The 22,551-nt window shown below is 66.1% G+C and carries 25 protein-coding genes and 2 tRNA genes; 8 read left to right on the top strand and 19 right to left on the bottom strand.

Annotated features, from left to right (window positions below):
* Nucleotides 1-182 precede the first annotated feature (182 nt).
* The 5 genes from H9532_RS02375 to H9532_RS02355 form a co-directional block, all read right to left on the bottom strand.
* The gene (locus H9532_RS02375; RefSeq protein WP_296365445.1) at nt 183-575 is read right to left on the bottom strand and encodes a DUF4440 domain-containing protein; all 393 of its coding nucleotides are present in this window, start codon (nt 573-575) and stop codon (nt 183-185) included.
* Nucleotides 556-1,302 (bottom strand): acireductone synthase, encoded by a 747-nt coding sequence (gene mtnC / locus H9532_RS02370; RefSeq protein WP_296365443.1) that lies wholly within the window; start codon nt 1,300-1,302, stop codon nt 556-558. Before mtnC ends, H9532_RS02375 begins: the two co-directional genes overlap by 20 nt.
* A 7-nt stretch (nt 1,303-1,309) precedes the next feature.
* Nucleotides 1,310-1,981: a methylthioribulose 1-phosphate dehydratase gene (gene mtnB, locus H9532_RS02365; RefSeq protein ID WP_296365441.1), complete on the bottom strand. Its 672-nt coding sequence runs from the start codon at nt 1,979-1,981 to the stop codon at nt 1,310-1,312.
* 15 nt (nt 1,982-1,996) lie between these two features.
* On the bottom strand, nt 1,997-2,851 hold the full coding sequence (locus H9532_RS02360; protein WP_296365439.1) for a DNA-formamidopyrimidine glycosylase: 855 nt from the start codon (nt 2,849-2,851) through the stop codon (nt 1,997-1,999).
* Nucleotides 2,852-2,975: 124 nt separating this feature from the next.
* A complete protein-coding gene (locus H9532_RS02355; RefSeq protein ID WP_010311442.1) occupies nt 2,976-3,185 on the bottom strand; it encodes a photosystem I reaction center subunit IV in 210 nt (69 codons plus the stop codon).
* Nucleotides 3,186-3,296: 111 nt separating this feature from the next.
* On the opposite strand from H9532_RS02355, the gene H9532_RS02350 reads away from it, so the two are divergent.
* Nucleotides 3,297-4,340: a hypothetical protein gene (locus H9532_RS02350; RefSeq protein ID WP_296365434.1), complete on the top strand. Its 1,044-nt coding sequence runs from the start codon at nt 3,297-3,299 to the stop codon at nt 4,338-4,340.
* A 10-nt stretch (nt 4,341-4,350) separates the two neighbouring features.
* Nucleotides 4,351-5,835: an ATP-dependent DNA helicase RecQ gene (locus H9532_RS02345; RefSeq protein WP_296365432.1), complete on the top strand. Its 1,485-nt coding sequence runs from the start codon at nt 4,351-4,353 to the stop codon at nt 5,833-5,835.
* Here the strand turns inward: H9532_RS02345 and H9532_RS02340 are convergent, their stop codons facing one another.
* From H9532_RS02340 to H9532_RS02310, 7 genes are all read right to left on the bottom strand, one after another.
* Nucleotides 5,836-7,194, bottom strand: coding sequence for a LysM peptidoglycan-binding domain-containing protein (locus H9532_RS02340; protein ID WP_296365429.1), 1,359 nt, complete (start codon nt 7,192-7,194; stop codon nt 5,836-5,838). It lies immediately after the preceding gene.
* Between the two features lie 118 nt (nt 7,195-7,312).
* On the bottom strand, nt 7,313-8,689 hold the full coding sequence (locus H9532_RS02335; protein ID WP_296365427.1) for an aldehyde dehydrogenase family protein: 1,377 nt from the start codon (nt 8,687-8,689) through the stop codon (nt 7,313-7,315).
* A gap of 22 nt (nt 8,690-8,711) precedes the next feature.
* Nucleotides 8,712-9,308 carry a hypothetical protein gene (locus H9532_RS02330; RefSeq protein ID WP_296365424.1) on the bottom strand — a complete coding sequence of 199 codons (597 nt, stop codon included), beginning with the start codon at nt 9,306-9,308 and terminating at the stop codon, nt 8,712-8,714.
* Nucleotides 9,309-9,348: 40 nt separating this feature from the next.
* On the bottom strand, nt 9,349-11,448 hold the full coding sequence (locus tag H9532_RS02325; RefSeq protein ID WP_296365422.1) for a sensor histidine kinase: 2,100 nt from the start codon (nt 11,446-11,448) through the stop codon (nt 9,349-9,351).
* On the bottom strand, nt 11,449-12,054 hold the full coding sequence (locus H9532_RS02320) for a response regulator transcription factor (protein ID WP_296365419.1): 606 nt from the start codon (nt 12,052-12,054) through the stop codon (nt 11,449-11,451).
* A 79-nt stretch (nt 12,055-12,133) separates the two neighbouring features.
* A tRNA-Thr gene (locus H9532_RS02315) sits at nt 12,134-12,205 on the bottom strand.
* 10 nt (nt 12,206-12,215) lie between these two features.
* Nucleotides 12,216-12,297 (bottom strand) — tRNA-Tyr (locus H9532_RS02310).
* A 94-nt stretch (nt 12,298-12,391) separates the two neighbouring features.
* Here H9532_RS02310 and aroQ point away from each other — a divergent pair.
* Complete coding sequence (aroQ, locus tag H9532_RS02305; protein ID WP_296365455.1) at nt 12,392-12,838, top strand: type II 3-dehydroquinate dehydratase; 447 nt, start codon at nt 12,392-12,394, stop codon at nt 12,836-12,838.
* Complete coding sequence (locus tag H9532_RS02300) at nt 12,835-13,470, top strand: tRNA-(ms[2]io[6]A)-hydroxylase (RefSeq protein WP_296365417.1); 636 nt, start codon at nt 12,835-12,837, stop codon at nt 13,468-13,470. The genes aroQ and H9532_RS02300 overlap by 4 nt, the downstream gene beginning before the upstream one ends.
* A 21-nt stretch (nt 13,471-13,491) precedes the next feature.
* Here H9532_RS02300 and H9532_RS02295 read toward each other — a convergent pair whose 3' ends face one another.
* The 4 genes from H9532_RS02295 to H9532_RS02280 all read right to left on the bottom strand — a co-directional run bounded on the left by H9532_RS02295 (nt 13,492) and on the right by H9532_RS02280 (nt 15,527).
* The gene (locus H9532_RS02295; RefSeq protein WP_296365415.1) at nt 13,492-13,890 is read right to left on the bottom strand and encodes a hypothetical protein; all 399 of its coding nucleotides are present in this window, start codon (nt 13,888-13,890) and stop codon (nt 13,492-13,494) included.
* 47 nt (nt 13,891-13,937) lie between these two features.
* The gene (locus tag H9532_RS02290) at nt 13,938-14,360 is read right to left on the bottom strand and encodes a hypothetical protein (protein ID WP_296365413.1); all 423 of its coding nucleotides are present in this window, start codon (nt 14,358-14,360) and stop codon (nt 13,938-13,940) included.
* Complete coding sequence (locus H9532_RS02285) at nt 14,344-14,868, bottom strand: hypothetical protein (RefSeq protein WP_296365411.1); 525 nt, start codon at nt 14,866-14,868, stop codon at nt 14,344-14,346. Before H9532_RS02285 ends, H9532_RS02290 begins: the two co-directional genes overlap by 17 nt.
* Nucleotides 14,869-14,957: 89 nt before the next feature.
* Nucleotides 14,958-15,527: an acireductone dioxygenase gene (locus H9532_RS02280; protein WP_296365409.1), complete on the bottom strand. Its 570-nt coding sequence runs from the start codon at nt 15,525-15,527 to the stop codon at nt 14,958-14,960.
* Between the two features lie 73 nt (nt 15,528-15,600).
* Here H9532_RS02280 and cobI point away from each other — a divergent pair, with 73 nt between their 5' ends.
* Complete coding sequence (cobI, locus tag H9532_RS02275) at nt 15,601-16,359, top strand: precorrin-2 C(20)-methyltransferase (protein WP_296365407.1); 759 nt, start codon at nt 15,601-15,603, stop codon at nt 16,357-16,359.
* Nucleotides 16,360-16,372: 13 nt separating this feature from the next.
* Nucleotides 16,373-17,128, top strand: a complete 756-nt coding sequence (locus H9532_RS02270) for a DUF4079 domain-containing protein (protein WP_296365406.1) — start codon at nt 16,373-16,375, stop codon at nt 17,126-17,128.
* On the opposite strand, the gene H9532_RS02265 is transcribed toward H9532_RS02270, so the two are convergent.
* Nucleotides 17,043-19,085, bottom strand: coding sequence for a cellulose synthase catalytic subunit (locus tag H9532_RS02265; RefSeq protein ID WP_296365405.1), 2,043 nt, complete (start codon nt 19,083-19,085; stop codon nt 17,043-17,045). The two genes, H9532_RS02270 and H9532_RS02265, sit on opposite strands and share 86 nt — an antisense overlap.
* Entirely contained in the window at nt 19,018-20,076 is a 1,059-nt protein-coding gene (gene dusB / locus H9532_RS02260) for a tRNA dihydrouridine synthase DusB (protein WP_296365403.1), read from the bottom strand. Before dusB ends, H9532_RS02265 begins: the two co-directional genes overlap by 68 nt.
* A 28-nt stretch (nt 20,077-20,104) precedes the next feature.
* Here dusB and H9532_RS02255 point away from each other — a divergent pair, with 28 nt between their 5' ends.
* Nucleotides 20,105-20,584 carry a DUF1823 family protein gene (locus H9532_RS02255; RefSeq protein ID WP_296365400.1) on the top strand — a complete coding sequence of 160 codons (480 nt, stop codon included), beginning with the start codon at nt 20,105-20,107 and terminating at the stop codon, nt 20,582-20,584.
* 46 nt (nt 20,585-20,630) lie between these two features.
* On the opposite strand, the gene H9532_RS02250 is transcribed toward H9532_RS02255, so the two are convergent.
* Complete coding sequence (locus tag H9532_RS02250; protein WP_296365397.1) at nt 20,631-21,014, bottom strand: L,D-transpeptidase; 384 nt, start codon at nt 21,012-21,014, stop codon at nt 20,631-20,633.
* A gap of 141 nt (nt 21,015-21,155) precedes the next feature.
* Here H9532_RS02250 and der point away from each other — a divergent pair, with 141 nt between their 5' ends.
* The gene (der, locus tag H9532_RS02245) at nt 21,156-22,520 is read left to right on the top strand and encodes a ribosome biogenesis GTPase Der (protein WP_296365395.1); all 1,365 of its coding nucleotides are present in this window, start codon (nt 21,156-21,158) and stop codon (nt 22,518-22,520) included.
* Nucleotides 22,521-22,551: the final 31 nt, after the last annotated feature.

Genomic DNA, 22,551 nt, shown 5'->3' with positions numbered 1-22,551 from the left:
CGTTTGAAGCGATGAGACAGAGAAGCCACCCGAGAGGGTGGCTTTTTTGTTGGCTGGTGCTGGGGGAATTAGAGGCGAATCGAGGCATCCAGTTGTACACCCCCAAAGCCAGGCCCCACGCACTTGTGGCCAGTGCAGAGGCCTGGGTTGCCGTGGGGTTGTTGCTCAGCCTGGCTAATTCATCAGCTGCGGTGTACGTGCACCTGTTGCCAGGTGTCGTTGCGGCGATGCCAGATGCGGGTTTCGCAGCAGCTGGCGGTGATGGGTTCACCACCTGATAGCCGTTGGGTCAGTCGGGTGTAGCTGATCACCACGGCATCGTCGCAGAGCCAGCGCAGATGCGGTCGGGCCATGGTCACGGTGACGGCTGTGGCGGGTGCATCGCCGGCAGGAAGATTGAAGTAGTACTCATGGAAGGGCAGTCCCTCCACCAGGTGACCGTTGGTCTCTGCTTCGAAGCAGCTCAGGTCTGCTGCGCAGAAGCCTGCGTAACGGCTCCAATCGCCATTGACCACGCTCTCCAGCATGGCTTGATTGATAGCGAGAATCTCCTGGTCACGATTGCTGAGAGCCATTCGCGGGATGAAGCCTGCGGTAATCATTGATTCTCTCAAATCTTCCGCTGTCTCGGCCTGGATTCCCTTCGCGATCGCTGAACAGTACCGACATCCCGGCTGAGTCTGCTGCTTCAAGCTCGCCCAGTGAGTCGCTGATGAAAAGACACTCGGCAGGTGAAACTCGCATCTGCCCGGCGATGGATCTGTAGCTCTTCTCCTCCTGTTTGCTGCCAACCCGAGTATCAAACCAGTGACTAAAAAGTGCTTGCAGATCTCCGGAAGTGCTGTGGCCATACAGCAGTTTTTGAGCTGGAACGGATCCCGACGAATACACAGCTAGAACCAGCCCAGCCTTGTGCCATCGCTTCACTGATTCGGCTACATCTGCATACAGCGGTGCCACCAACTCCCCGTTTGCGTAGCCACTTCGCCAGATGCGTCCTTGCAAATCTTTCAGGGCGGTCAACTTCACATCACGATCAATGAGGCTCTGTAAATAGGTCGCTACGCCAGTGGTGCTTTCGTCCCCTGATGATTGGCTGCGGAGGGCGATGGCCTGGGGATGGTCATCGTTCATCCACGCTTGCTCCGCTTGTTCCACCAGGTTTTGAATCTCAGGATCTGCGGCATGGGCAGCGATGAAGCCCGGCAGTGCGTTCCTCGCATAGGGGAACAGCACTTTGGCGACAAAGCTCACTGGGCATGTTGTTCCCTCGATATCCAGCAGCAGATGCGTGATGCTCATGGTGTTGTCAGATCGCTTGCGGGCGCTGGATCAGGGCCTCGAGCAGGAGACGACGCCAGCGTTGCTCTAGCAAGAATTCAAGAATCTCCAGATGACGAACGGCAGAGCCGAGATTGCGTCCCCAGGCGTAAAGGCCATGGCCCGCAATGAGCACACCGTGCGGGGCGTCAGACAGCAAGGGCTTCACCCGCTTGGAGAGGGCCGGTAGGTCTTGATCATTGGCGCAAACGGGGATGCTCACGCTGCAGGCGTGGGTTGTGACCCCTTCCAACCCCTTCAGCATTTCCAGATCACGCAATTCCAGATGACTCTGCGTACAGGCTTCAGACTTATCGGTCTGCTCCAGGGCCCATTGCGAGAGCAAGGTGCCGGCCTGGGAATGGGTGTGGAGCACAGCCCCTGCTCCACAGCTGTTCACGATCTCCACGTGCAGGGCCGTTTCTGCACTGGCCTTTCCCTTGCCTGCCACCACCTCTCCTGAGGCGCTCACATGGATCAGATCACGAGGGGCCACGGTTCCCTTGTCGACCCCACTGGGTGCCATCAGCAACAGCAGCGGATCGCGCTCGAGCACGCAACTGAAATTGCCGCCGGTTCCATCACACCAGCCGCGCTGGTGGATGCTGGCCATGGCTTTGCTGAGCGCTGAAGCCAGGGCGGTGGTGTTGGCATTGGCCATCGGTCAGCAACGCAGTCACCCTCCAGCAGCTTGGCAGCTGGGGCACCAGTGGCTGCTGCGTCCGCTCAATTTGTCGCGGCGGATCGAGGTGCCGCACACCCGGCAGGGTTGCCCGCCCCGTCGATACACCCAGGCGGCATTGCCGTAGTTGCCGTTGGTGCCGGTGAGATCGCGAAAATCGCTGAAGGTGGTTCCGCCAGCGCCGATGCTGGCTTGCAGCACCTCCACCAGGGCTTGATGCAGCCGTTTGAGTTGTGCCGGCTTGAGCTGCTGGCTGGGCGTGTGGGGCGCGATGCGGCTGATGAACAACGATTCATCGGCATAGATGTTGCCCACACCGGCCACCAAGGCCTGATCCAGCAACGCAGTTTTGATCGGCCGGCTGGAGCCGGCGAGCTTGTCGGCGAGGTGCTGCGGGCTGAACTCTGTGCTGAACGGTTCGGGGCCCAGTCGGCGCAAACCGGTCATCACCGATTCCAGCGGTTCACCTGGGGGAACCCACCACATTTCCCCGAAGCTGCGCAGATCCACGAAGCGCAGTTCCTGACCGGCCGGGTTCCAAATCCGTACCCGCGTGTGCCGGCAGGGTTCGGCTGGGGTCTCCATCCAAAGAAATTGGCCTGTCATGCGCAGGTGCACCCCCCAGTGCCCTGCGGGTTCACCATCGCGCTCGAGGCTGGCCATCAGATACTTGCCGCGCCTCAGCCACTGCTGCACGGTGCAGCCTTCCAGCGCGCTGCAGAAGAGTTCAGGCAGGGGCGGGGATGCAACGGCGCGAGCCCGCACTACCTCCACCCGGGCCACCGCAAAGCCGCTCACCTGCTGCTCGAGCCCTCGCCGCACCGTTTCCACTTCGGGCAGTTCTGGCACGATCGGCTCTGGAGGCTGGAGCGCCACAGCCTGCCATGCAGATCAACCCCAGCCGCGCAAAAGAAAACCCTGGCACTAGGGCCGGGGTTGAACGAGGCAAGAGCGGAGCTGAGTGCTCGAAGCTTCAGGCCTTTTCGAGCTCGCTCTCGGCGAAGTTGTTGGTGTTGATGCCGCCTTCGGAGCCGCTCACGCCGTTGTAGTTCACCTTCTCGAAGCGCACCACCACGGGGTAGCGGATACCGGAGGTGTCGATTGAGGCGACGGTGCCGACTTCGTTGAACCAGTAGGACTCAGGACGCTTGATGCGCACCTTGTCGCCGCGGGAGATGGCCATCGCTGCGCAGGGAAAGGGGTGGCTGTCAGACGGAATGTACCCGCGTCGGGCGGGTCTTCTCACCGGCCGTCACGAAACGTGGCACCATCGACCTTCCATGAGCGCATCCCAATGGCCGAGGCCCTCTCTTTCAGCCTCGATCTGCCGGATCCCGAGAGCGAGACCATCAGCTCGATGGAGTTCCTGGCCCGCATTGAGGAGGCCTGGGCCATCTGTGATCGCTTCGACCTGCAGACCGAGATCTGGCGGGGTCGGATCCTGCGGGCGGTGCGGGATCGAGAGCGTCGCGGCGGCGAAGGCCGTGGGGCCGGCTTCCTGCAGTGGCTCAGAGAGCAGGAGATCAGCAAAACCCGGGCCTATGCCCTGATCCAGCTGGCCGAATCGGCTGACCAGATGCTGGGGGAGGGGGTGCTGGAGGCGACCAGCGTGAACAACTTTTCCAAGCGCGCCTTCATGGAAACGGCCCAGGCCGACCCTGAGGTGCAGCTGATGATCGGCGAAGCCGCCAACGACGGCCAGCAGATCACCCGGAAGCAGGTGCGGCAGCTCACCGATGAGTTCACCGCCGCTACCAGCCCCTTACTGCCGGAAGAAATCCGCCAGCGCACTGCTGAAAACCTCCTGCCTCCCAGGGCCGTTGCTCCTCTGGTGAAGGAGCTGGCCAAGCTGCCGGATGAGCAGCAGGAAGACCTGCGAAAAGTGCTGCGCGATGAGCCCGAGCTGGAGCGAGTGAAGGATGTGACCAGCACGGCGCGCTGGTTGAGCAAAGCCACCGAGGCCGGTCTGTCGGTGCGGGCGTTTCAGCAGGGTGAGCTCGATTTCGATAAGGCCATGCAGGAGGCGCTGCGGCTGGATGCGTTGGGTTTGCTGGCCGATGCGGTGGGGCAGGCTCAGGCGCTCGAGGCGGCTGTGCTGAAGCTGCACACCAGCTGGCGGCGGCTCAATGGTCTGCAGGAACGCTTGTGGGTGGAGAGCGGCAGCAGCACGCCCCACCTGCGTGAGTTGCTCACAGCCATGCAGACCCTGAGCGGCAACACCATGAGGGTGTCGCTGGGCGAGCTGGCGGGCGGCAAGCGGGTGCGGCTGCAGCTGGTGGAGGAGGCGCCGGATCAGTTGGAGGCCCCACCGATTCCGGTGATCGCCCAGGCCGGCTGAGGCCGGCGTGATGGCGGATAGGCTCGAGCAGGCGCTGCAGGATCATTTCGGCTGGAGCAGCTTCAGGCCCGGCCAGCGGCCGGTGGTGGAGGCGATGCTCGAGGGTCGCGACTGCCTGGCGGTGCTGCCCACCGGCGCGGGCAAATCCCTCTGCTATCAGCTGCCGGCGCTGGTGCGCGGCGGGCTGGTGCTGGTGATCTCCCCGTTGGTGGCCCTGATGGAAGATCAGGTGCAGCACCTGCAGCGGCGGGGGATCCCGGCGGCCTGCTTGCACCGCGGCCTCGATCCGGCCCGCCGCCGCGACCTGATCGCCCGGGTGCGCAGCAATCGGCTGCGGTTGATCTATCTGGCACCGGAGCGCCTGCAGGTGGAAGCCACCCGCCAGCTGCTGGAGGACATCCATGAGCAGGGGCAGCTGGTGGGGGTGGCGATCGATGAGGCCCACTGCATCAGCGCCTGGGGCCACGACTTCCGCCCCGATTACCGGCGCCTGGGGCAGCTGCGCCGTCTCTGCCCGGGCGTGCCGTTGGTGGCCCTGAGCGCCACCGCGGCGCCGCGGGTGCGGGCGGATCTGATTCGGATGCTGGAGCTTCGGCGCCCTCTGATTCAGGTGCGTTCAGCGCGCCGCGACAACCTTGCTTATGCGATGCGGCGCCGCCCCTCCGATCCCATGCCCCAGGTGCTCGAGGCCCTGGCCGAGGCCCGCGGGGCCAAGCTGATTTATGCCCGCACGCGCCGCTCGGTGGAGAGCTGGGCGCGGCGGTTGTGCGAGGCCGGCGTGGAGGCGATCGCGTATCACGCGGGAATGGATCCGGAAAGCAGGGCCCTGGCGCTGACCCATTTCCAGGAGCATGCGGCACCAGTGTTGGTGGCCACGGTGGCCTTTGGCATGGGGGTCGACCGCCCGGATGTGGGCCTGGTGCTGCACCTTGATCTGCCTGCCAGCCCTGAGGGGTATCTACAGGAGTCCGGCCGCGCCGGCCGCGATGGGCAGCCAGCCCGTTGCGTGGTGCTGTTCGATCCCGACGACCGCATCAGCCTGGGCTGGGCCATCCGCGCCTCCGCTGAATCGGTGAGCGATCCCCAGGAGCGCCAGCGGGTGGAGCTGGCCCAGCAGCAGCTGCGCCGTATGGAAGCCGTGGCGGAGGGGCCTGCCTGCCGGGAGCAGGCGCTGCTGCTGGCCGTTGGGGAACTGGTGCCGCCCTGCGGCCGCTGTGATCGCTGCAGCGAGCGGCCGGCCCTGGTGGATTGGTCGGAGCAGGCCGCTGAGGTGCTGGCTCTGCTGGAGCAACGGGGTGGGGTGGATCTGCGCAGCCTGGGGGAAGACCTGGCCCAGGCGGAGGGCGAGGAGGTGGAGCGCTGGCGCTGGTTGGCGCGTCAGCTTGTGCAGGAAGACCTGATCGCTGAGAGCGACGACGGTGCTCAGCGCCTCTGGCTGCGCCCCGCGGGCCGCCGTTTTTTGCGGCAGCCCTGGCCCCTCAGGCTGGCGGCCTGATCAGCCGCCTTTAGCCGTGCAGAGATCGTTGATCAGCTTGTGCTCGAAATCGCTCTGGGGCGCATCCCAGGTTTTCCAGGTGCCCGATTGCCCGGTGGCATTAAGCCGCTTGGCATTGCAATTGATGGCCAGGTAGAGGGGTTGCCCGTCGCTGTTGAGGCTGGGGGCCACATAGCTGCCGCCCATCGGCTGCCAGTTGGCCCAGTCCACCTGCAGGGGGCCGTAGTTGCGCCAATCGGGTGAGGCCGGTTTGCCGGGCTTGGTGCTGGAGGCAGCGGCTGCGGGCTGGGCCGCCGGTTTGGCAGCCACGGGTGTGGCGGCGGGTTTGGGCTCCGGTTTGGGTTCGGGTTTGGCAGCCACGGGTGTGGCGGCAACGGGCGTGGCGGCCTCGGCGGCCGGCTTCGGCTCTGGTTTGGCGACAACTGGTGCTGCTGCCGCTGGAGCAGGCTTGGCCACAACTGGCTGGGCGGCAACTGGTTGGGCAGCGGGTTTGGGCGCGGGCTGCGGTGCCGGCTTGGGTGCCGGTTTGGCGGCAACGGGCTGCGGTTTGGCTGCCGGCTTGGCCGCGGGTTTCGCGGCTGGCTTTGCTGATCCCCGCAGTTTCAGGGTGCGGCCCACCTCCACCTGGTTCGGATCGCTGATCCCGTTGAGGGCGATCAGGTTCTGCATCGACACGCCGTAGCGATCGGCAATCACCGAGAGGGTTTCACCGCTCTGCACCTTGTGCTGCGTGGCGCTCTTGTTCACCGCGGGCTTGGGGGCTGCGGCGGTGGTGGTGCGGGTGATGGGCACCTGGATGCGGCTGCCGGCCCAGAGGTCCTGCGGGCCGCGCAGGTTGTTGAGTTCCATCAGGCGTTGCACGCTGGTGCCGTAGCGCTCAGCCAGCTCGGAGAGGGTTTCGCCCGGCTTCACTGTGTAGTTGGCTTTCACCGTGGTGGTGCGGGTGCCACCACCGCCGCCACTGCTGCTCGAGCTGGTTGCTCCGGGCACCTGGATGCGGCTGCCGGCCCAGAGATCCTGCGGACTGCGCAGGCCATTGAGCTGCATCAGGCGTTGCACGCTGGTGCCGTAGCGCTCGGCGATTTCGGAGAGGGTCTCGCCCGGTTTCACGGTGTAGTTGCCGCTTCCGCCCCCGCGGCTGGTGGTGCCGCCGGCGCCGGGCACCTGGATGCGGCTGCCGGCCCAGAGATCCTGCGGGCTGCGCAGGTTGTTGAGCTGCATCAGGCGCTGCACGCTGGTGCCGTAGCGCTCGGCGATCTCCGAGAGGGTTTCACCGGGCTTCACCACGACCTCTCCGGCCAGGCCCGGCAGGGGCAGCAACAGGGCCAGGGCGAATGCGGCAGCGGAGCGGCGGCGCATGGGGCGTGGGCGTTCGGCTGGAGGCACCATACGGGCCTTGGCCGGTGACGCCAGCCCTCTTTTGATAAGGCCTGGTGATCAGGCCCGGCCATCGATCCGGGGCGGGGTGGGGCGTGGCTCAGCCCAGCAGTCTCCGCACCAACGGAAGCTTGCCGGCGTAGGGCGGGTAGCGGAAGGGAACATCCAGGCGGAAGGGCCGGCGCATCACGCTGCGTTCGTGCGAGAAGGTGCGGAAGCCGGCTTCTCCGTGGTAGCTGCCCATGCCGCTGTTGCCCACGCCGCCAAAGGGCAGCTCCGGCACGCCCACCTGCATTACCACGTCGTTGAAGCACACCCCACCGGAGCTGGTGCGCTGCAGGATCTGCTCCTGGGCGGCGCGCTGCTTGCTGAATAAGTAGAGGGCGAGCGGCTTGGGGCGCTGGTTGATCCGCTCGATCGCTTCATCGAGGCCGCTCACACTCAGTACCGGCAGCAGCGGGCCGAACAGCTCCTCCTGCATCAGAGGATCGTCCAAGCTGTCCACCCGGATCAGGGTGGGTGCGATGCGCCGCTGGTCGGCATCGCTCGCGCCGCCAAACAGCACTTGGCCGCGGTGGCGGGCCCCCTCCAGCAGGTTGTGGAGTCGTTCGAACTGGGCCTGATTCACGAGGCTGCCCAGATCCGGCGAGGCCAGGGGCTCGCTGCCGAAGCAGTGCTCGATCCGTTGGCTCAGTCGTTGGACCAGTGGTGCTTGCACCGCCTCATCCACCAGCAGGTAGTCGGGGGCGATGCACGTTTGGCCGGCATTGAGGCATTTGCCCCACACCAGCCGCCGGGCGCTCACCTCCAGATCCGCATCGCCCAGCACCACCGCAGGGCTCTTGCCCCCCAGCTCGAGCGTCACCGGCGTGAGGTGGCGGGCGGCGGCTTCCATCACCAGCCGACCCACCCGTTCGCCGCCGGTGAAGAAGATGTGATCGAAGCGCTCCTGCAGCAGTGCTTGCGCCACGGGGCCATCGCCCTGCACCACCTGCACGGTGCTTGCTGGGAAGGCTGCTTCAAGGAGCTCGCCGATCAGGGCGCTTGTGGCGGGAGCGTGCTCCGAGGGCTTCAGCACCACCGTGTTGCCCGCCGCCAGAGCGCTCACCAGGGGCTGCAGGCTCAGCAGGAAGGGGTAGTTCCAGGGGCCGATCACCAGCACGCAGCCCAGGGGCTCGCGGATCACTTCGGCCCAGCCCGGCTGCATGAACACCGGCAGCCCCACGGCACGCGGCGCCATCCAGCGGCGCAGACGGCTGCGCACCAACTGGATTTCCTGCTGCACCGCCACCAGCTCGAAGTAGGCCTCCACCGGTGGTTTGCCCAGATCGCTGGCCAGAGCGTTGAGCACCGCATCACGCCTCGCGGCGATGGCCTGCTCCAAGCGCTCCAGCTGCTCCAGCCGCCAGGCCCGCGGGCGTGTGGTGCCCGCGCTCACGGGCTGCCGCATCGCGGCGATCGAGGTGGAGAGCAGCATGAAACGCGAATTCAGGAGGGGCTCAGCCCAACCATTCCTGCTCGGGATGCTGCCGCAGATGCTGGCGGACCTGCTGCTGCAGCGCCGTGATCACGGCCTGCACGGCCGGGTGATCGCTGAGGTCGTGGCGGAGGAGGATCAGGTCGATGCCGCCTGGATGGCGCAACAGGGGGTGCTCCAGGAGATCAGCAGCAGCTGTGCTGGAAGAGGGGCTGGGCCGGGTGATCACAGCAAGATCGAGCACGCGCTCCTGTAGGAGGCGCTCCACCTGGAGGGGGTCGGCGCAGTGCTGCACCAGGGTGGGCTGCTGCGTTCCGCTCACCAGGGCGGCATGGCCGCAGGTGAGCCAGCGGGGTTCAGCAGGTGTTGCCTGTAGGCGCATCCATTGCGACGAACGCCTGAGCCCCTCCAGCAGCCCCTGATTGGCGCTCGCTCGGTAGCGGCCGTCGGTGTGTTTCCGGAACTCCAGGCCGAGCCGGCGGCTCACCTGCCGGTAGATGCGCGAAATCGAGCTCTGATCGCGTTGGGTGATCTGGGCCACAACGCTGGTGCTGGGGGTGATTTCCAGCAGGTCGAGAACGGGTAAACCGTCGAACAGGATGTCGGCCAAGGGAACCATCTCTGCCTATGCAGAATCTGCAAGCAGGGGGCGCCTTGGCTCAATCCCCAGTGGTGGGTAGGGCCTGATCCAGTCTTCCAGGCCCGGGCTTGGCGGGGAAGAGCAGCTGCAGTGCAGCCCCGCCCCGATCGCTCGTGCCGCACCGCAGCGCGCCGTGATGGTTCTCCATGGTGGTTCGCACCACAAACAGGCCAAGACCGCTGCCGCTGCGCTTGGTGGTTTGTAGGGGTGTGTCGTCCAGCAGCGCCGGCGGTAGGCCGGGGCCGTTGTCGTCCACCGACAGGCACCACTGCTCGCCCTCAGCCCTAAGGCTCAGGCTGATCCAGGGATCCGTCACGGCGGCATCCCTCAGGGCTTCGGCGGCGTTGCGCAGCAGATTCACGATGGCGATCTGGATCTGAACCGGATCGCCATCGATCCAGGCGGGCTGCTGCTGGCGGTCCAGTGCTTCGCTCTCCACCGTGAGGCTGCTCACCGGCCCACCGGAGCGGGCATAGAGCAGAGCGCTCTGGGCGACCTCACGCAGATCCAGCCGCTGATGGTCTGTTTGCACGTTGCGGAGCAGGGCACGCATCGTTTCGATCGTGAGCACCACCCGATCCGCTTCATGGCGGATGCTCTGCAGCTGGGCCTGCCAGGCTTCCGGCAGCTCGGGGCTGCCGGGCTTTTGGCTGCGATCCAGAAGCAGCTGGCTGTTGAGCAGCAACACGCTCAGGGGCTGGTTGATCTCATGGGCCACGGCCGCGGCCTGCAGGCTGCTGCGCAGCTTGTCTTTGAGCAGGGCCAGGGTTTGCGCGTCGCGGTAGCGCTCCCGTTCCTGCGCTTCCCGCAGGTTGGTGGTGAGCGTGTTGTAGCGCTCCACCAGTTCGCTGATGGCGCCATCGAGGGCGAGCAGTTCCTCGCCGGCGCTGCCGCTCAGGCCGCTGGTGAAGTGGAGACCTTGCCCCGCTGCAGGGTTCGGGGCAGCCAGGGCTTCCCCCAGTTGCCGGGAGGCGGATTCCAGTTGGTTGAGCGGATCCAGCAGAGCTCGGATCTGGCGGCTGATCAGCACCACCGCACCGGCCATTGCTGCGGCCGCAGCGAGCAGCGCCATCACACTGCTGCGTTCAGCCGCGGCGCTCGTGGGCCCAGTCGCCAGGGCTGTGAGCAGCGTCCAGTTGAGCCCTTCCTCCTCGCCCCAAGGGCTGGCCTGCAGGGTGTAGGCCTGGTCCTCCACCCTCACGCGCACCGGTGGGCTGGGGCGGCCGCTGCGGGATGTTGCGGCCGAGAAGGCTTGGCTCAGTTCCTGAATCAGGGGGTTGCGCAAGTCGCGCAGGTTGGCGCGCTGCACCGTGCCCTGCTTCTGAGCCAGGGTGAGCTCAGGCAGTGAACAGGCCACCAGATCGCCGTTGGGTTCCACGATCACGGCGATGCCCTCGCGCTCCTTCCACACCCCTTGCAGCCAGGTGCTCAGCTGACTGAGCACCATGTCCACCCCCACCACGCCCTTGAGGCTGCGATCCGGGCCGAACAACGGTGCGTTGTAAGAGATGGAGAACACCTCTGGCTGGTCTTCCCAGGCGTAGATCGAGCTCCAGCTGGGCTGGCCAGCCTTGGCTGTGTCGACGTACCAGGCTTCTTCGTGGGTGGCCGTCATGCCGGGGATCCGCTCCAGCAGCGCGCCGCGTTGGCCGTTCGCGCCCATGGCGTACACGGCCATGGAGCCGCGGCCGCTGCGAAGTGTGTCCTCGTTGAGGAGCAGATCGCCGGCGGCGGTGCGCTCCAGGCCCACAAACGACCCATCGGCGTTGCCGATGTTGATGTAGTCCACCGGGAAGACCGTCATCTGGTTCCAGAACCGCTCCGCGATCGCCCCAAAGTCCCGTTCCCGTGACGGATCGGCCTTCAGCCAGTTGAGGTTGAGCGCGTTGATCCAGATCGGGTAGCTGAGCTTGCTGGAGAGGCGAATGGAGAGATCCACCACCGAGGCGTTCTGGCGGTACACCTCGCTGAGCTCGAGGCCACTGCGCCGCCCGAGGCTGTAGCTGAGCAGGCTGAAGCCGCCGGTCACCAGCAACAGCTGCACCGCGCTCACCGCTGCCAGCCGGTTGGCGAGCCGTTTGGGGCGCGTGAAGACGTTGCCTAGGCGCAGGTTCAGCACTCAGCCCTCCACTGTGTTGAGGCGGCCCCTGAGCGAGGCCTGCCGCACCAGTTCGGAGCCGCTCACACCGAGCTTCTGGGCGATGGCCTTGCGGTGGGTTTCCACGGTGGTCACCGAGAGGCCACTGGCGCGGGCGATCTCCTTGTTGGTGAGGCCCTGGCCGATCAGGCCATAGATCTCCTGCTGCCGTGGCGTGAGTGGATCCGCGCTGTGGGGTAGGCAGCGTTCCAGCACCTGGGTGAGTTGCGCGAAGGCTGAGGTCTTGTCGACCACGCCCACGATCAGTGGCTGCAGCGCACCCGGACAGACAAAGCTGCTGGCCTGACCGGAGAGCACCACCACCTTGGCGTGGGGGCGAACGGCGGCCAGGGCCTGGGCTACTGCTAGTCCATCACCATCGGGAAGGGCCAGGTCAAGGATCAACAGGTCGGGCGCGTCGTCGCCACTGCAGAGAGCAATGGCATCGGCCTGGCGCGTGGCCGTGCCCACCACAGTGAGGCCAGGCATGGCCTCCAGCATCGAGCACAGCAGCTGGAGGAACATCACCTGGTCCTCCACGATCAGGCAACGCAGTGCCTCAGGGATCGCTGGCGGTGATGCGGTCATCCAGCGAACTTGAAGAACAAACTGAGCAAAATCCTGCAGGATTGCGGGGGGTTTGCACAGCTTTCTTGCTGTTTTTGAAAGCCCTTGACGAGACTTGAACTCGTGACCTCTCCCTTACCAAGGGAGTGCTCTACCGCTGAGCTACAAGGGCATGTGGAAGGTGGGCCGGGCTGGATTTGAACCAGCGTAGGCAGAGCCAGCGGATTTACAGTCCGCCCCCATTAACCACTCGGGCACCGACCCGAACCACACCCCAAGAACTTACCAGCCGGTGGGTCTGCCCCTGGCCCTGCTCCTTACGATCGAATCAGTGGAGGCCGGTTCAACGGCGCTGGCGATGCGGGTGCTGCTGCTCAATGGGCCCAATCTCAACCTGCTGGGGTTGCGGGAGCCAGGGCTCTATGGCGCTGACACCCTCGAGGCGATTGAGGCGGAGTTGGCTCGTCAGGCCGCAGGGCTCGGCGTGGCGCTGGAGTGCTTCCAGAGCAACCACGAGGGCGCGTTGGTGGATCGCATCCATGCCGCCCGCGGCCATGCCGACGGCATCTTGATCAATGCCGGCGCCTTCACCCACACCTCCATCGCCCTACGCGATGCCCTGCTGGGGGTGGCCCTTCCTTATGTGGAGCTGCACCTGAGCAACGTGCACGCCCGCGAAGCCTTCCGCCATCACTCCTATTTGGCCGACAAGGCCCTGGGTGTGATCTGTGGCTTCGGCCCCGCCAGCTACGGCCTGGCCCTGCAGGGCCTGGTGCTGCGCCTGCGCGCAGAGGCCGTGGCATGACACTTGTGCTCGAGAACCCCACGGCCCGGGTGAAGTGGCTGGCGGCCCCCAGCAGCGTCAGCTGGCTGGAGCAGGCCAACGGCCTGCCTGAACTGGTGCTGATTGATCACGCCCATTGCGAGCGCAAGGCGGCTGGCGTGGCGCTGCAGCTGATGTTCCGCTACCCGTCTGATGAGGGGCTGGGGGCACTGTTGAGTCCGCTGGCTCGCGAGGAGCTGGAGCACTTTGAGCTGGTGCTAGGGCTCCTGCAGCGGCGGGGGATGGCGCTGCGCCCGCTGCCGGCTCCGGTCTACGGCGCCAGCCTCACCGCGGCGGTGCGCAAAGGCGAGCCGGAGCGGATGCTCGATTCCTTTCTGGTGGCGGGGCTGATCGAGGCCCGCAGCCATGAGCGCATGGCGCTGCTGGCTGCCCACAGCCCTGATCCCGAGCTACGCGCCCTCTATGGCGAGCTGCTGGCCAGCGAGGCACGCCATTTCGGGTTGTACTGGTGTCTGTGCGAAGAGCGTTTCGGCCGCGAGGCCACGGTGGCGCGCTTGGAGGAGCTGGCGGCGGTGGAGGTGGAGGCGCTCAGCGGTGAGCTGGCGAACCCTGACGCTGTGCGCATGCACTCGGTGGGTGTCGTGCTGCGCTGAAGGTGGGGCTGGGTTTGGGTTTTATTCCACCGTCACCTTGACGCCGCCATTGGGGGAGGGTGGCAGTGAGAGTTCGCTGGTGCTCAGTGGCCCATAGAGGCTGAGTAGAGCCTGCTTGTACTGCGATTCGCTGATCACGTCCTCATCCACAAGCTGGCGAAGATTCTCCATGCGGGTGCGGATCATGACGTCTTTCAGTAGCGGCTGGCAGCTGAAGGCATTGTTGCTGCGGGCCAGTGGAATGTTCAGGCTCAGCATCGCCAGAAGCGAGCTCTGATTGCCGATCGTGGCGTTGCCATTCGATTGAGCCACGCTGATGCTGTTGCCCCATTGATCGGGATAAGCGCCGGCGGAAAGGCTGAGGTTGGGCAGGGCCCCGGCATCGGCGTTGCAGCGCACGCTGCCGAGATCAATCGACACCCGTGATCCTTGGGGAAACTGCTGGTTTGGGGCTAGGTAGATCTGTCCTATGGCTGCCTGGGGGTGGAGGCAGAAACAGAGCGCCAGCGTGAGCAGATCCTTGCCTGAACAAGACCCTGCAGCGAGGTTCCGCATACATAAAACGATGGTTGATCTGTCGCCACGCTGTAAGGAATCACGCGGCTAGCGCCTGGGCCGAGGCGGAATACCGAAGGCCGAAGGCGGATTAAGGCCTCGGCTTCGGCTGGGGGCAAGGGGGTGAGGTCAGCCGTGCTGCGTCCCTGCACCTGGCGCACACGAAACACCTGCAGTTCCACCCGTTGCAGGCGATCGCTGTTGTTGCTGACTTGGAGCACGCCCCGGCGCTGCTCCAGCACCAGGGGAGAGAGCCCCAGGGCTAGGGCATGGCTTGATGTCACCATCACCGCGGCCCCGAGACAGCCCGCCAGTGCTCTAGCGGTTCGCATCATCGGTGCAGGTCACGGTGGCGACGGCGTTGTAGGTGCCATTGGCAAACTTGTTGCCGTTGCTGGTGGTGCTAAAACGCACGTGCAGATTGGTGCTCGGCAGATTGCCATCGCTGCCGAGGTTGAGGCTCTGGGCTGTGCTGCTGTAGGAGCCGTTTCCGAGCTTCACTTCACTGGTGGTGGCGGCCGTCCCTCCGGAAAGCTTGGGGGGATCCACGATCACCGTTCCAGCTGAGGTGAGGTTGCTCACCACCGCAATTGTGCCGGGTGCCTGGGTGCCACTAAAAGTGCCCGAAAGGCTGGAGTCGGAGGTGATGAGTCCGCGTTTCTTCTCGACCGCTAGCGATCCGCCAGTCGTCGTGATGTCGCAGAAGTTGCTCACCACCGTGGGGCTGAAATCCACGTTTTGACTAGCGCCAATGGTGGCGGCGATTGTGGTGCTGGGCAGGAGCGCGAGGCTCAGCGCCACAGCATGGCTAATGCGTTGGTGAGATGGAAGCGATGCAGACATGCAGGCCGTTCGAAGACAAGTCGAGTGTTGTCTCCTCGCGTTCATCAGAAGGCTGGATCACCAGATCTGCTGAGGGCCCGAGCTGCTTTTCAGCCTCCATGCAGCGTTTTTTCATCCAGCAGCGGAAACTGCTCGGCGATTGCCTCGCCCGTGAATTGGGCCACCCAGCCGTCGGGGTTGTCAAAAAAGCGGATGGCGCAGAACTGCGGGCTGTTGCCCATGTCGAACCAATGCTTGGTGCCGGCGGGAACGCTGATCCAGTCGTCAGCTTCGCAGAGCACCTGCAGCACTTCATCACCGATGTGCAGGCAGAACAGACCCTGGCCTTCCACGAAGAAGCGCACCTCGTCTTCGCTGTGGGTGTGTTCCGAGAGGAACTTTTGGCGCAGAGCTTCGCGATCGGGGTGCTCAGGTGTCATCCGGATCGCATCCACCGTGGGGTAGGTGCCCTTGGATTGCACCCGCTTGATTTCGGTGGCGTAGGCGGCGAGCACGGCGGCTGCATCGGCGCCGGCAGGGAGTTCCACCCGTGCCGGCCAGCGTTCGAAGCCAATGCCGCGCTGTGCCAGCTCGGCGGTGATCAGTGCCGGGTCGTTGCTGGCGAAGTGGGGCAGCGGATGGTGGCTGCCGGTGACCGGAAAAATCTGCAGATGACTCATCGGGTCATGCCGCACGCCTCTTCACCCTAGAAAGGCGGCAGACCGCAGCTTTGGTGATTTGGATCACGATCCGGTGTCGGCATCGCCGGCCGGCAAGCTCACGTTGGTGGGGGTCGGGCCCGGGGATCCTGAGCTGCTCACCGTGGCCGCGGTGCGAGCGATCGAGGCGGCTGCAGCGGTGGCCTACCCGGTGGCGAGGCTGGAGGCAGAGGGCATGGCGGCCCGGATTGCCTCTCCCTGGATCCGCTCCGAGCAGCGCCGGTTGCCGTTGCTCTTCCCCATGGTGGCTGAGGCGGAACCGCGCCAGCAGGCCTGGCATGCCGCTGCCGAGGCCCTGGTGGCCGAGCTGAGCCAGGGCCAAGCCGTGGTGCTGCTCTGTGAGGGCGATAGTTCCCTGTATGCCAGCTGCTCCTATGTGCTGTTAGCGCTGGCGGAACGGGTGCCCGCCGCGGCATTGCGTGTCATTCCTGGGATCACGGCTGTTTCAGCCGCTGCTGCAGCGGCCTCCAGCCAGGGAATCCCATGGCCGCTGGCGCTGCAGCAGGAACCGCTCTGGATTCGTCCCACCCCCGAAACACCTTTGGAGCTGGCGGCGCTGTTGGAGCAGGCTGCTGTGGCCGGTGCCGTTCTGGCCCTGTTGAAGCTTGGCCACCGCTGGAGTTGGGTGCAACCGCTGCTAGCGGAGCGCGGGTTGCTGGACCACACCCTGTTCGCCCAGCGGGTGGGCTGGCCCGACCAGCAGCTGGCTTCGGCTGTGCTGGTCAGCGCAGCTGAGCAGCCCTACTTTTCGTTGTTATTGATCCGCCAGGGCTGGCCGGCGGTTCTGCCCTGAGGAATCACGCACGATGACCGCCATTGATTGGTTCTCCCTGCTCCATCCGGTGCTGGTGATCCTGTTCGTGTATCCCGTGATGGGCGCCACGATCCGGCTGGGCATCTTGGTGCGAGAGAAGCGCCTCGGCATCACCAAGCAGCCGGCGCTTGTGCCGCGGGAACACGCTGACCACGGCCGCTGGGTCACGGCTGGTGTGGTGGTGGCCGTGCTGATCGCGCTGGTTTATTCGTTCATCAGCAAGGCCGTGGAGCCTGGCGCGGCCTTTGTGGGGGGGGCGGCTCGCCTGGCGTTGTTGCTGCTCGTGGCAGCCGGCACGTTGGTGGCGATCTTGGCGCTGCTCAAGGTGAAGCGCCCAGCGCTGAGGGCCAGCTTCACTCTGCTCACTTGGGCGGGGCTGCTGGGCTTGGGCAGCCAACCGGAGATCTGGCGCCTCTCCGATAACCCCTTCAGCGGGGCGTTCTGGAGCTCGCACTACTGGAGTGGCGTCCTGCTCACCGGGCTGTTTCTGATGAACCTGGCGGCTCGCCCGGAAATCACGCGCCACCTGCGCTGGCGCCGCCTGCACGTGGCGAGCAACATCCTGATCATGGTGCTCCTGGCGGTGCAGGCGATCACCGGCAGCCGCGACCTGTTGGAGATTCCGCTCAGCTGGCAGAAGCCGGCGATCTACCGCTGCGATTTCACCAATCGGGTGTGTCCGGAGCCTGGTGCCGCTCCAGCTGCTGCGGCACCAGGCTCAGCCGTTGCTGCTCCCTCCCTGGGCTGACCAGCCGGCGCAGCAGAGCGAGTAGTGCTCGCCATTCCGGCGGCGCTTGCCGCTGCGGCCAGGCGCCGGGGCGCCCATACAGCCAACCCAGGAACTGTTCACGCACAACGGCTGGGGCTTGCTCCCAGGCCCAGCTCAGGTGTGAGCCTCTGTGCACTTGCGGGGCTAGGGGCAGGGCCGGCAACCCGGGGACGTTCGAGATCCGCAGCTCCAGCCACTCAGCTATCCCCTCCGGCGGGAGGGTGCCTGGCGCTAGGGCAACACCGGTCTCACTCAGCGCTTCGATCGTCACCAGCTGCTCCACGGGGTGCCCGGCATGATCCAGCCCCCGCAGCGAGGCTTGCAGGTTCAGGGCCAGCCAGGGGCTCGGATCGCCGGCGGCGGGATCGCGGCAGGCCTGAAGCGCCACCAGCAGGCCGAGCAGTGTGAGCCCGCCCCAGGCCAGGCCCAGCCAGCCGCCGGCACTGCCGCCACCGGAGCTGAGATGGCGCAGGATCAGAGCCAGGTTGAGCCCATTGAGGCCCAGCAGCACCAGCAGCGGCAGCGCCAGCACCGGTGCGATGCCGCCGCGCCCTTGCACCCGGTGCTTGGGGGTGATCCGAAACGCTTGCACCCGCCCCCAGAGGCTGGCCAGCACCGTGGCGGCGAGCGGCACAGCCAGCGCCCATCCCGGCAGATCGGCCAGCAGCGCATGGCGGCTGCCGCGGTTCAGCCAGCCCGTGCTCAGGAGCAGGGCGATCCAGAGCGGCAGCAATTTGCCCAGCACAGCTGCATCGGTGAGCAGCACTGGCAGCACGCCCAGCAGGCCGATGCTGAGCGGCATCAGCAGGAGCAGCAGCCGCGGCACCGTGTTGAACCAGTGCAGCGCGCCCTCCAGATAGGCCAGGCGTTGGCCGGGCCGCAGGTTGCGCAAGCGCAGGGGGCCCTGCCGCAAGCGCAGCGCCTGCAGGGTGCCGGAGGCCCAGCGCTGCCGTTGGCGCACGAAATCGAGCATGGTTTCGGCGGCCAGACCGGCGCTCAGTTTTTCGCCGAGGTAACGCAGCTTCCAGCCACGGGAGGCCAGAGCCATGCCGGTCACGAGGTCTTCCGAGATGGCCTGCTCCACGAAGCCGCCTATGTCGTCCAGAGCGGCGCGGCGCACCAGGAAACTGGTGCCGGCGCACACCACCGCATCCCAGGCGCTGCGCACCGGTTCGATCCAGCGGTAGAAGCTCTCCTCATCCGGCAGCAGCCAGGCCTCCATGGCCAGGTTGCGCATCACCGGGTCGGCATTGAAAAAGTGCTGGGGGGTCTGTACCAGCGCCACCTGCGGATCGAGCAACAGGCCGATCGTGCGCTCGAGGAAGTGCTGTTGGGGCACGAAATCGGCGTCGAACACCGCCACCAGCTCGCCGCTGCCCAGCGGCAGCCCGGCGTTGAGGTTGCCGGCCTTGGCGTGCCTCCGCTGCGGCCGGTGCTGGTAGCCGGCGCCGTAGCGGGCGGCCAGTTCGGCCACCTCGGTTCGGCCGGCGTCATCGAGCACCCACAGCTGCTTGTGCGGATAGCTCAGCTGGCTGCAGGCCCGCAGGCAGCGCTCCAACACCGGCAGGGGTTCGCCGCAGCTGGGGATCAACACGTCCACCGTGGGCCGCCAGCTGCTCGCCTGCCACTGAACCTGGGCTGCATCTGCTTCGGGGCGGCCATCGCTGAAACGCCGCCAAGCGAGCAGCAGCGGCAACAGCCCACTGAGCAATAGCCAGCTCTCGGCCAGCAGCAACAGCACGCTCAAGGCCGCGGCCAGCGGCCCACTGAGATTGAGGCTTGCGGTGAGGCGCCAGTGCAGATAGCTCAGGCTCAGCAGCGCGAGCAGCAGCAGCAGGCTGCGCCGCATCCAGAGTGGGCAACGGGCCTCAGGCCGGCGACTCAGCCACAGAGGCCACAGCAGCACCAGCCAAGGGAGCCAGAGCTCCGCAGTCATCCAGCTGGGCCGCGGCTTGATCCAGCAACGCTAGGGCTTCTGCGGGGGTGGGCGCCCGCATCAGAGCGTGGCGAAGCTGCGGCGCTCCGCTGAAGCCGGTGCAGGTCCAGCTCATGTGCTTGCGAGCGATCAGTAGGCCGTGATCGCCGCGGGCAGCCACAAGAGCCTGCAGCTGCTCCCGCGCTAGGTGGATGCGTTCGAGGGCTCCGGGGCTGGGCGGCATCGGCCTGCCGCTGAGGGCGGCATCGATCTGCCCCACCAGCCAGGGGGCACCCATCGTGCCGCGGCCCACCATCACGCCATCGGCGCCGGTGTGCTCCAGGCAGCGCAGAGCATCGGCGGCGCTGTTCACATCACCGTTGGCGATCACCGGGATCGTGAGCGCCCGCTTCACGGCGGCGATGGCGTCCCAATCGGCCTGGCCCTTGAAGCCCTGCTCGCGGGTGCGGCCGTGCAGGGTGAGCAGCTGCGCGCCCGCGCCCTCGAGCTGCCGGCACCAGCTCACCGGATCGGCGTCGCTGCCGCACCAGCCCAGACGGGTTTTCACAGTGACCGGGATAGCCACGGCCGCGGCCACCGCCTCCACGATCCGCGCCGCCAGCTCCGGATCGCGGATCAGGCCGCTGCCGCCGCCCTTGTTGGCGATCTTTTTCACCGGGCAGCCCATGTTGATGTCGATCAGATAGGCACCGGCAGCCTCGGCGCGGCGGGCGGCATCGGCCATGGCGGCCGGGCGGTGATCGAACAGCTGGACCCCGATCGGGCCGGGTTCGCTGGCCAGTTCTTCCACCTTGATCAGGCCATGGCCCAGCTCCAGGCTGGTGGCGTTCACCATCTCGGTGAACAGCAGCGCATCGGGGGCCCAGCGGCGCACCAGGCTGCGGAAGATGCGATCGCTCACCCCCGCCAGGGGCGATTGCAGCACGCGGCAGCGCAGCGCCCGGGGTGTGCCGCGGCCAGCCAGCTCGAGTGGGGGTGGGGCGGTGATCATGGTGCGTTGATTGTCGGACTCCAGGCCGATGCCTCCTGCCGAAGCCGCCGCCACGCCCGTTCCCTTCCCCCTGAGTCGTGCGCTGTTGGAAGCGGTGCTGGCTGATCGCACCAGCGACCGCTTCGTGTGTGAACTGATCTGGCCGCGCCTGGGATACGAGCAAAACGGCTCTGGCAGCTGGAGCGCGGGCCCGGCCACGGAGGCCAGCTGGCGGGAGTTGTTTCCGCGCGAACCGCAGTTCATCGCCGAGCGGCCCCCCTCGGTGGCGCTGACGCGCTCCATCCCCAAGCAACACAAACAGCTGCTCAAAGAGCAGCTGGGCTTCGGGGGGTATCGCATCGGAGAGCTCTATCCGCGCCGCACCCGCCGGGCCACGGCGGTGAACTGGCTGCTAGCCCATCTGGCGGAGCGGGGCGAGTCGCTGCCAGACAGTGGCCCGCTGCCGGAGCTGCGCGAACAGCCCGCCGATCCGGTGGCCGGCCACCCGGGTGATTTGCCGATCAGCTGAACACGGCAACCCAATTCACCGCGCGTGAAAACGGCGGCCCGATGGCTCACACCTGAATCGTGACGGGTGTGCCCACGGGGGTGTTCTCGAATAACCAGCGGGCATGCGGGCTCGGGATGCGGATACAGCCACTGCTGCGGGCCACCCCGAAGGCCTGCCCAGCGGCCTCCTGCCAGGGGGCCCCATGCATGCAGATCATTTCGTTCTCGGTGATGCACATGGCCCAGGGCACGTTCGGGGCCACGTAGGTGCGCCCGCGCATGGTGACGCTGCGGTGCTTGGTGAACACCTGAGCGCTGCCGGTGGGGGTTGGGCTGGAAGCTTTGCCCGTGCTCACCAACACCGTGCGCACCAGCTCCTGCTGCTGGTTGTACACATAGAGCTTCTGGTCGGAGAGGTCGACCACGATCGAGGCGATCAGGTCCAGCATGGGGGTAGGCCGCCGCAGGGGTCGGGGCTCAGAACACCCTCCTCGTAGCGAGACTCAGTGCGTCGCGCATTGCGACGGCGGAAAGTTTTTCGCTTCCGCCGGCCTGTAGGGTCAAGTCACGACAGTTGTTGTGATACCCGCTTGGCTCTGCCGGTCGTCGCCATTATTGGCCGCCCCAATGTGGGCAAATCCACCTTGGTCAACCGCCTCTGCAAGAGCCGTGAGGCGATCGTGCACGACGAGCCCGGTGTGACCCGTGATCGCACTTACCAAGACGGCTACTGGCGTGACCGCCATTTCAAGGTGGTGGACACCGGCGGTCTGGTGTTCGACGACGACAGCGAATTTCTGCCGGAGATCCGCGAGCAGGCCAACCTCGCCCTCTCCGAGGCGTCTGTGGCGGTGGTGATCGCCGATGGCCAGCAGGGCCTCACCGCGGCGGATGAATCGATTGCCGAATGGTTGCGCGGCCACAACGTGCCGGTGCTGCTGGCGGTGAACAAGTGCGAATCGCCCGAGGCCGGCCTCTCGATGGCCGCCGAGTTCTGGAGCCTCGGCCTGGGGGAGCCCTATCCGATCTCCGCCATTCACGGCGCCGGTACGGGCGACCTGCTCGACAAGGTGGTGGATTACCTGCCTTCCACCGAAGAACTCACCGGTGAGGAACCCATCCAGCTGGCGATCATTGGCCGGCCCAACGTGGGCAAATCCAGTCTGCTCAATGCCATCTGCGGTGAGAAGCGGGCGATCGTGAGCCCGATCCGCGGCACCACCCGCGACACGATCGACACCACGCTCGAGCGCGAGGGCCACACCTGGAAGATCCTCGATACCGCCGGCATTCGCCGCAAGCGCTCGGTGAACTACGGCCCCGAGTTCTTCGGGATCAACCGCAGCTTCAAGGCGATCGAGCGCTCCGATGTGTGTGTGCTGGTGATCGATGCCCTCGATGGCGTGACGGAGCAGGATCAGCGCCTGGCGGGCCGCATTGAAGAAGACGGCCGCGCCTGCGTGGTGGTGGTGAACAAGTGGGATGCGATCGAAAAGGATTCGCACACCATGCCGGCCATGGAAAAGGAGCTGCGCGCCAAGCTCTATTTCCTCGATTGGGCACCGATGCTGTTCACCTCGGCCCTGAGCGGCCAGCGGGTGCAGAGCATCTTTGCGATTGCGGCTGTGGCGGTGGAGCAGCACCGCCGCCGGGTGAGCACCTCGGTGGTGAATGAGGTGCTCCAGGAGGCCGTGAGCTGGCGCTCGCCCCCTACCAGCCGTGGTGGGCGCCAGGGCCGGATTTATTACGGCACCCAGGTGGCTACGCGGCCCCCCAGCTTCACCCTGTTTGTGAACGACCCGAAGCTGTTCGGCGACACCTACCGTCGCTACGTGGAACGGCAGATCCGTGAAGGCCTGGGCTTTGAAGGTTCACCGCTCAAGCTGTTCTGGCGCGGCAAGCAGCAGCGCGATGCCGAGCGCGATCTGGCTAAACAGCAGGCGCGCGGCCGCTGAGGTTGTGGGCATCGAGCCTCCGGCGATGCGG

This window comes from Vulcanococcus sp. Clear-D1 (genome assembly GCF_014654725.1).
In the GTDB taxonomy this organism is placed as follows: domain Bacteria; phylum Cyanobacteriota; class Cyanobacteriia; order PCC-6307; family Cyanobiaceae; genus Vulcanococcus.
The sequence above is the reverse complement of the archived record's forward strand: the minus strand, read 5'-3'. Positions and strand labels throughout refer to the sequence as shown.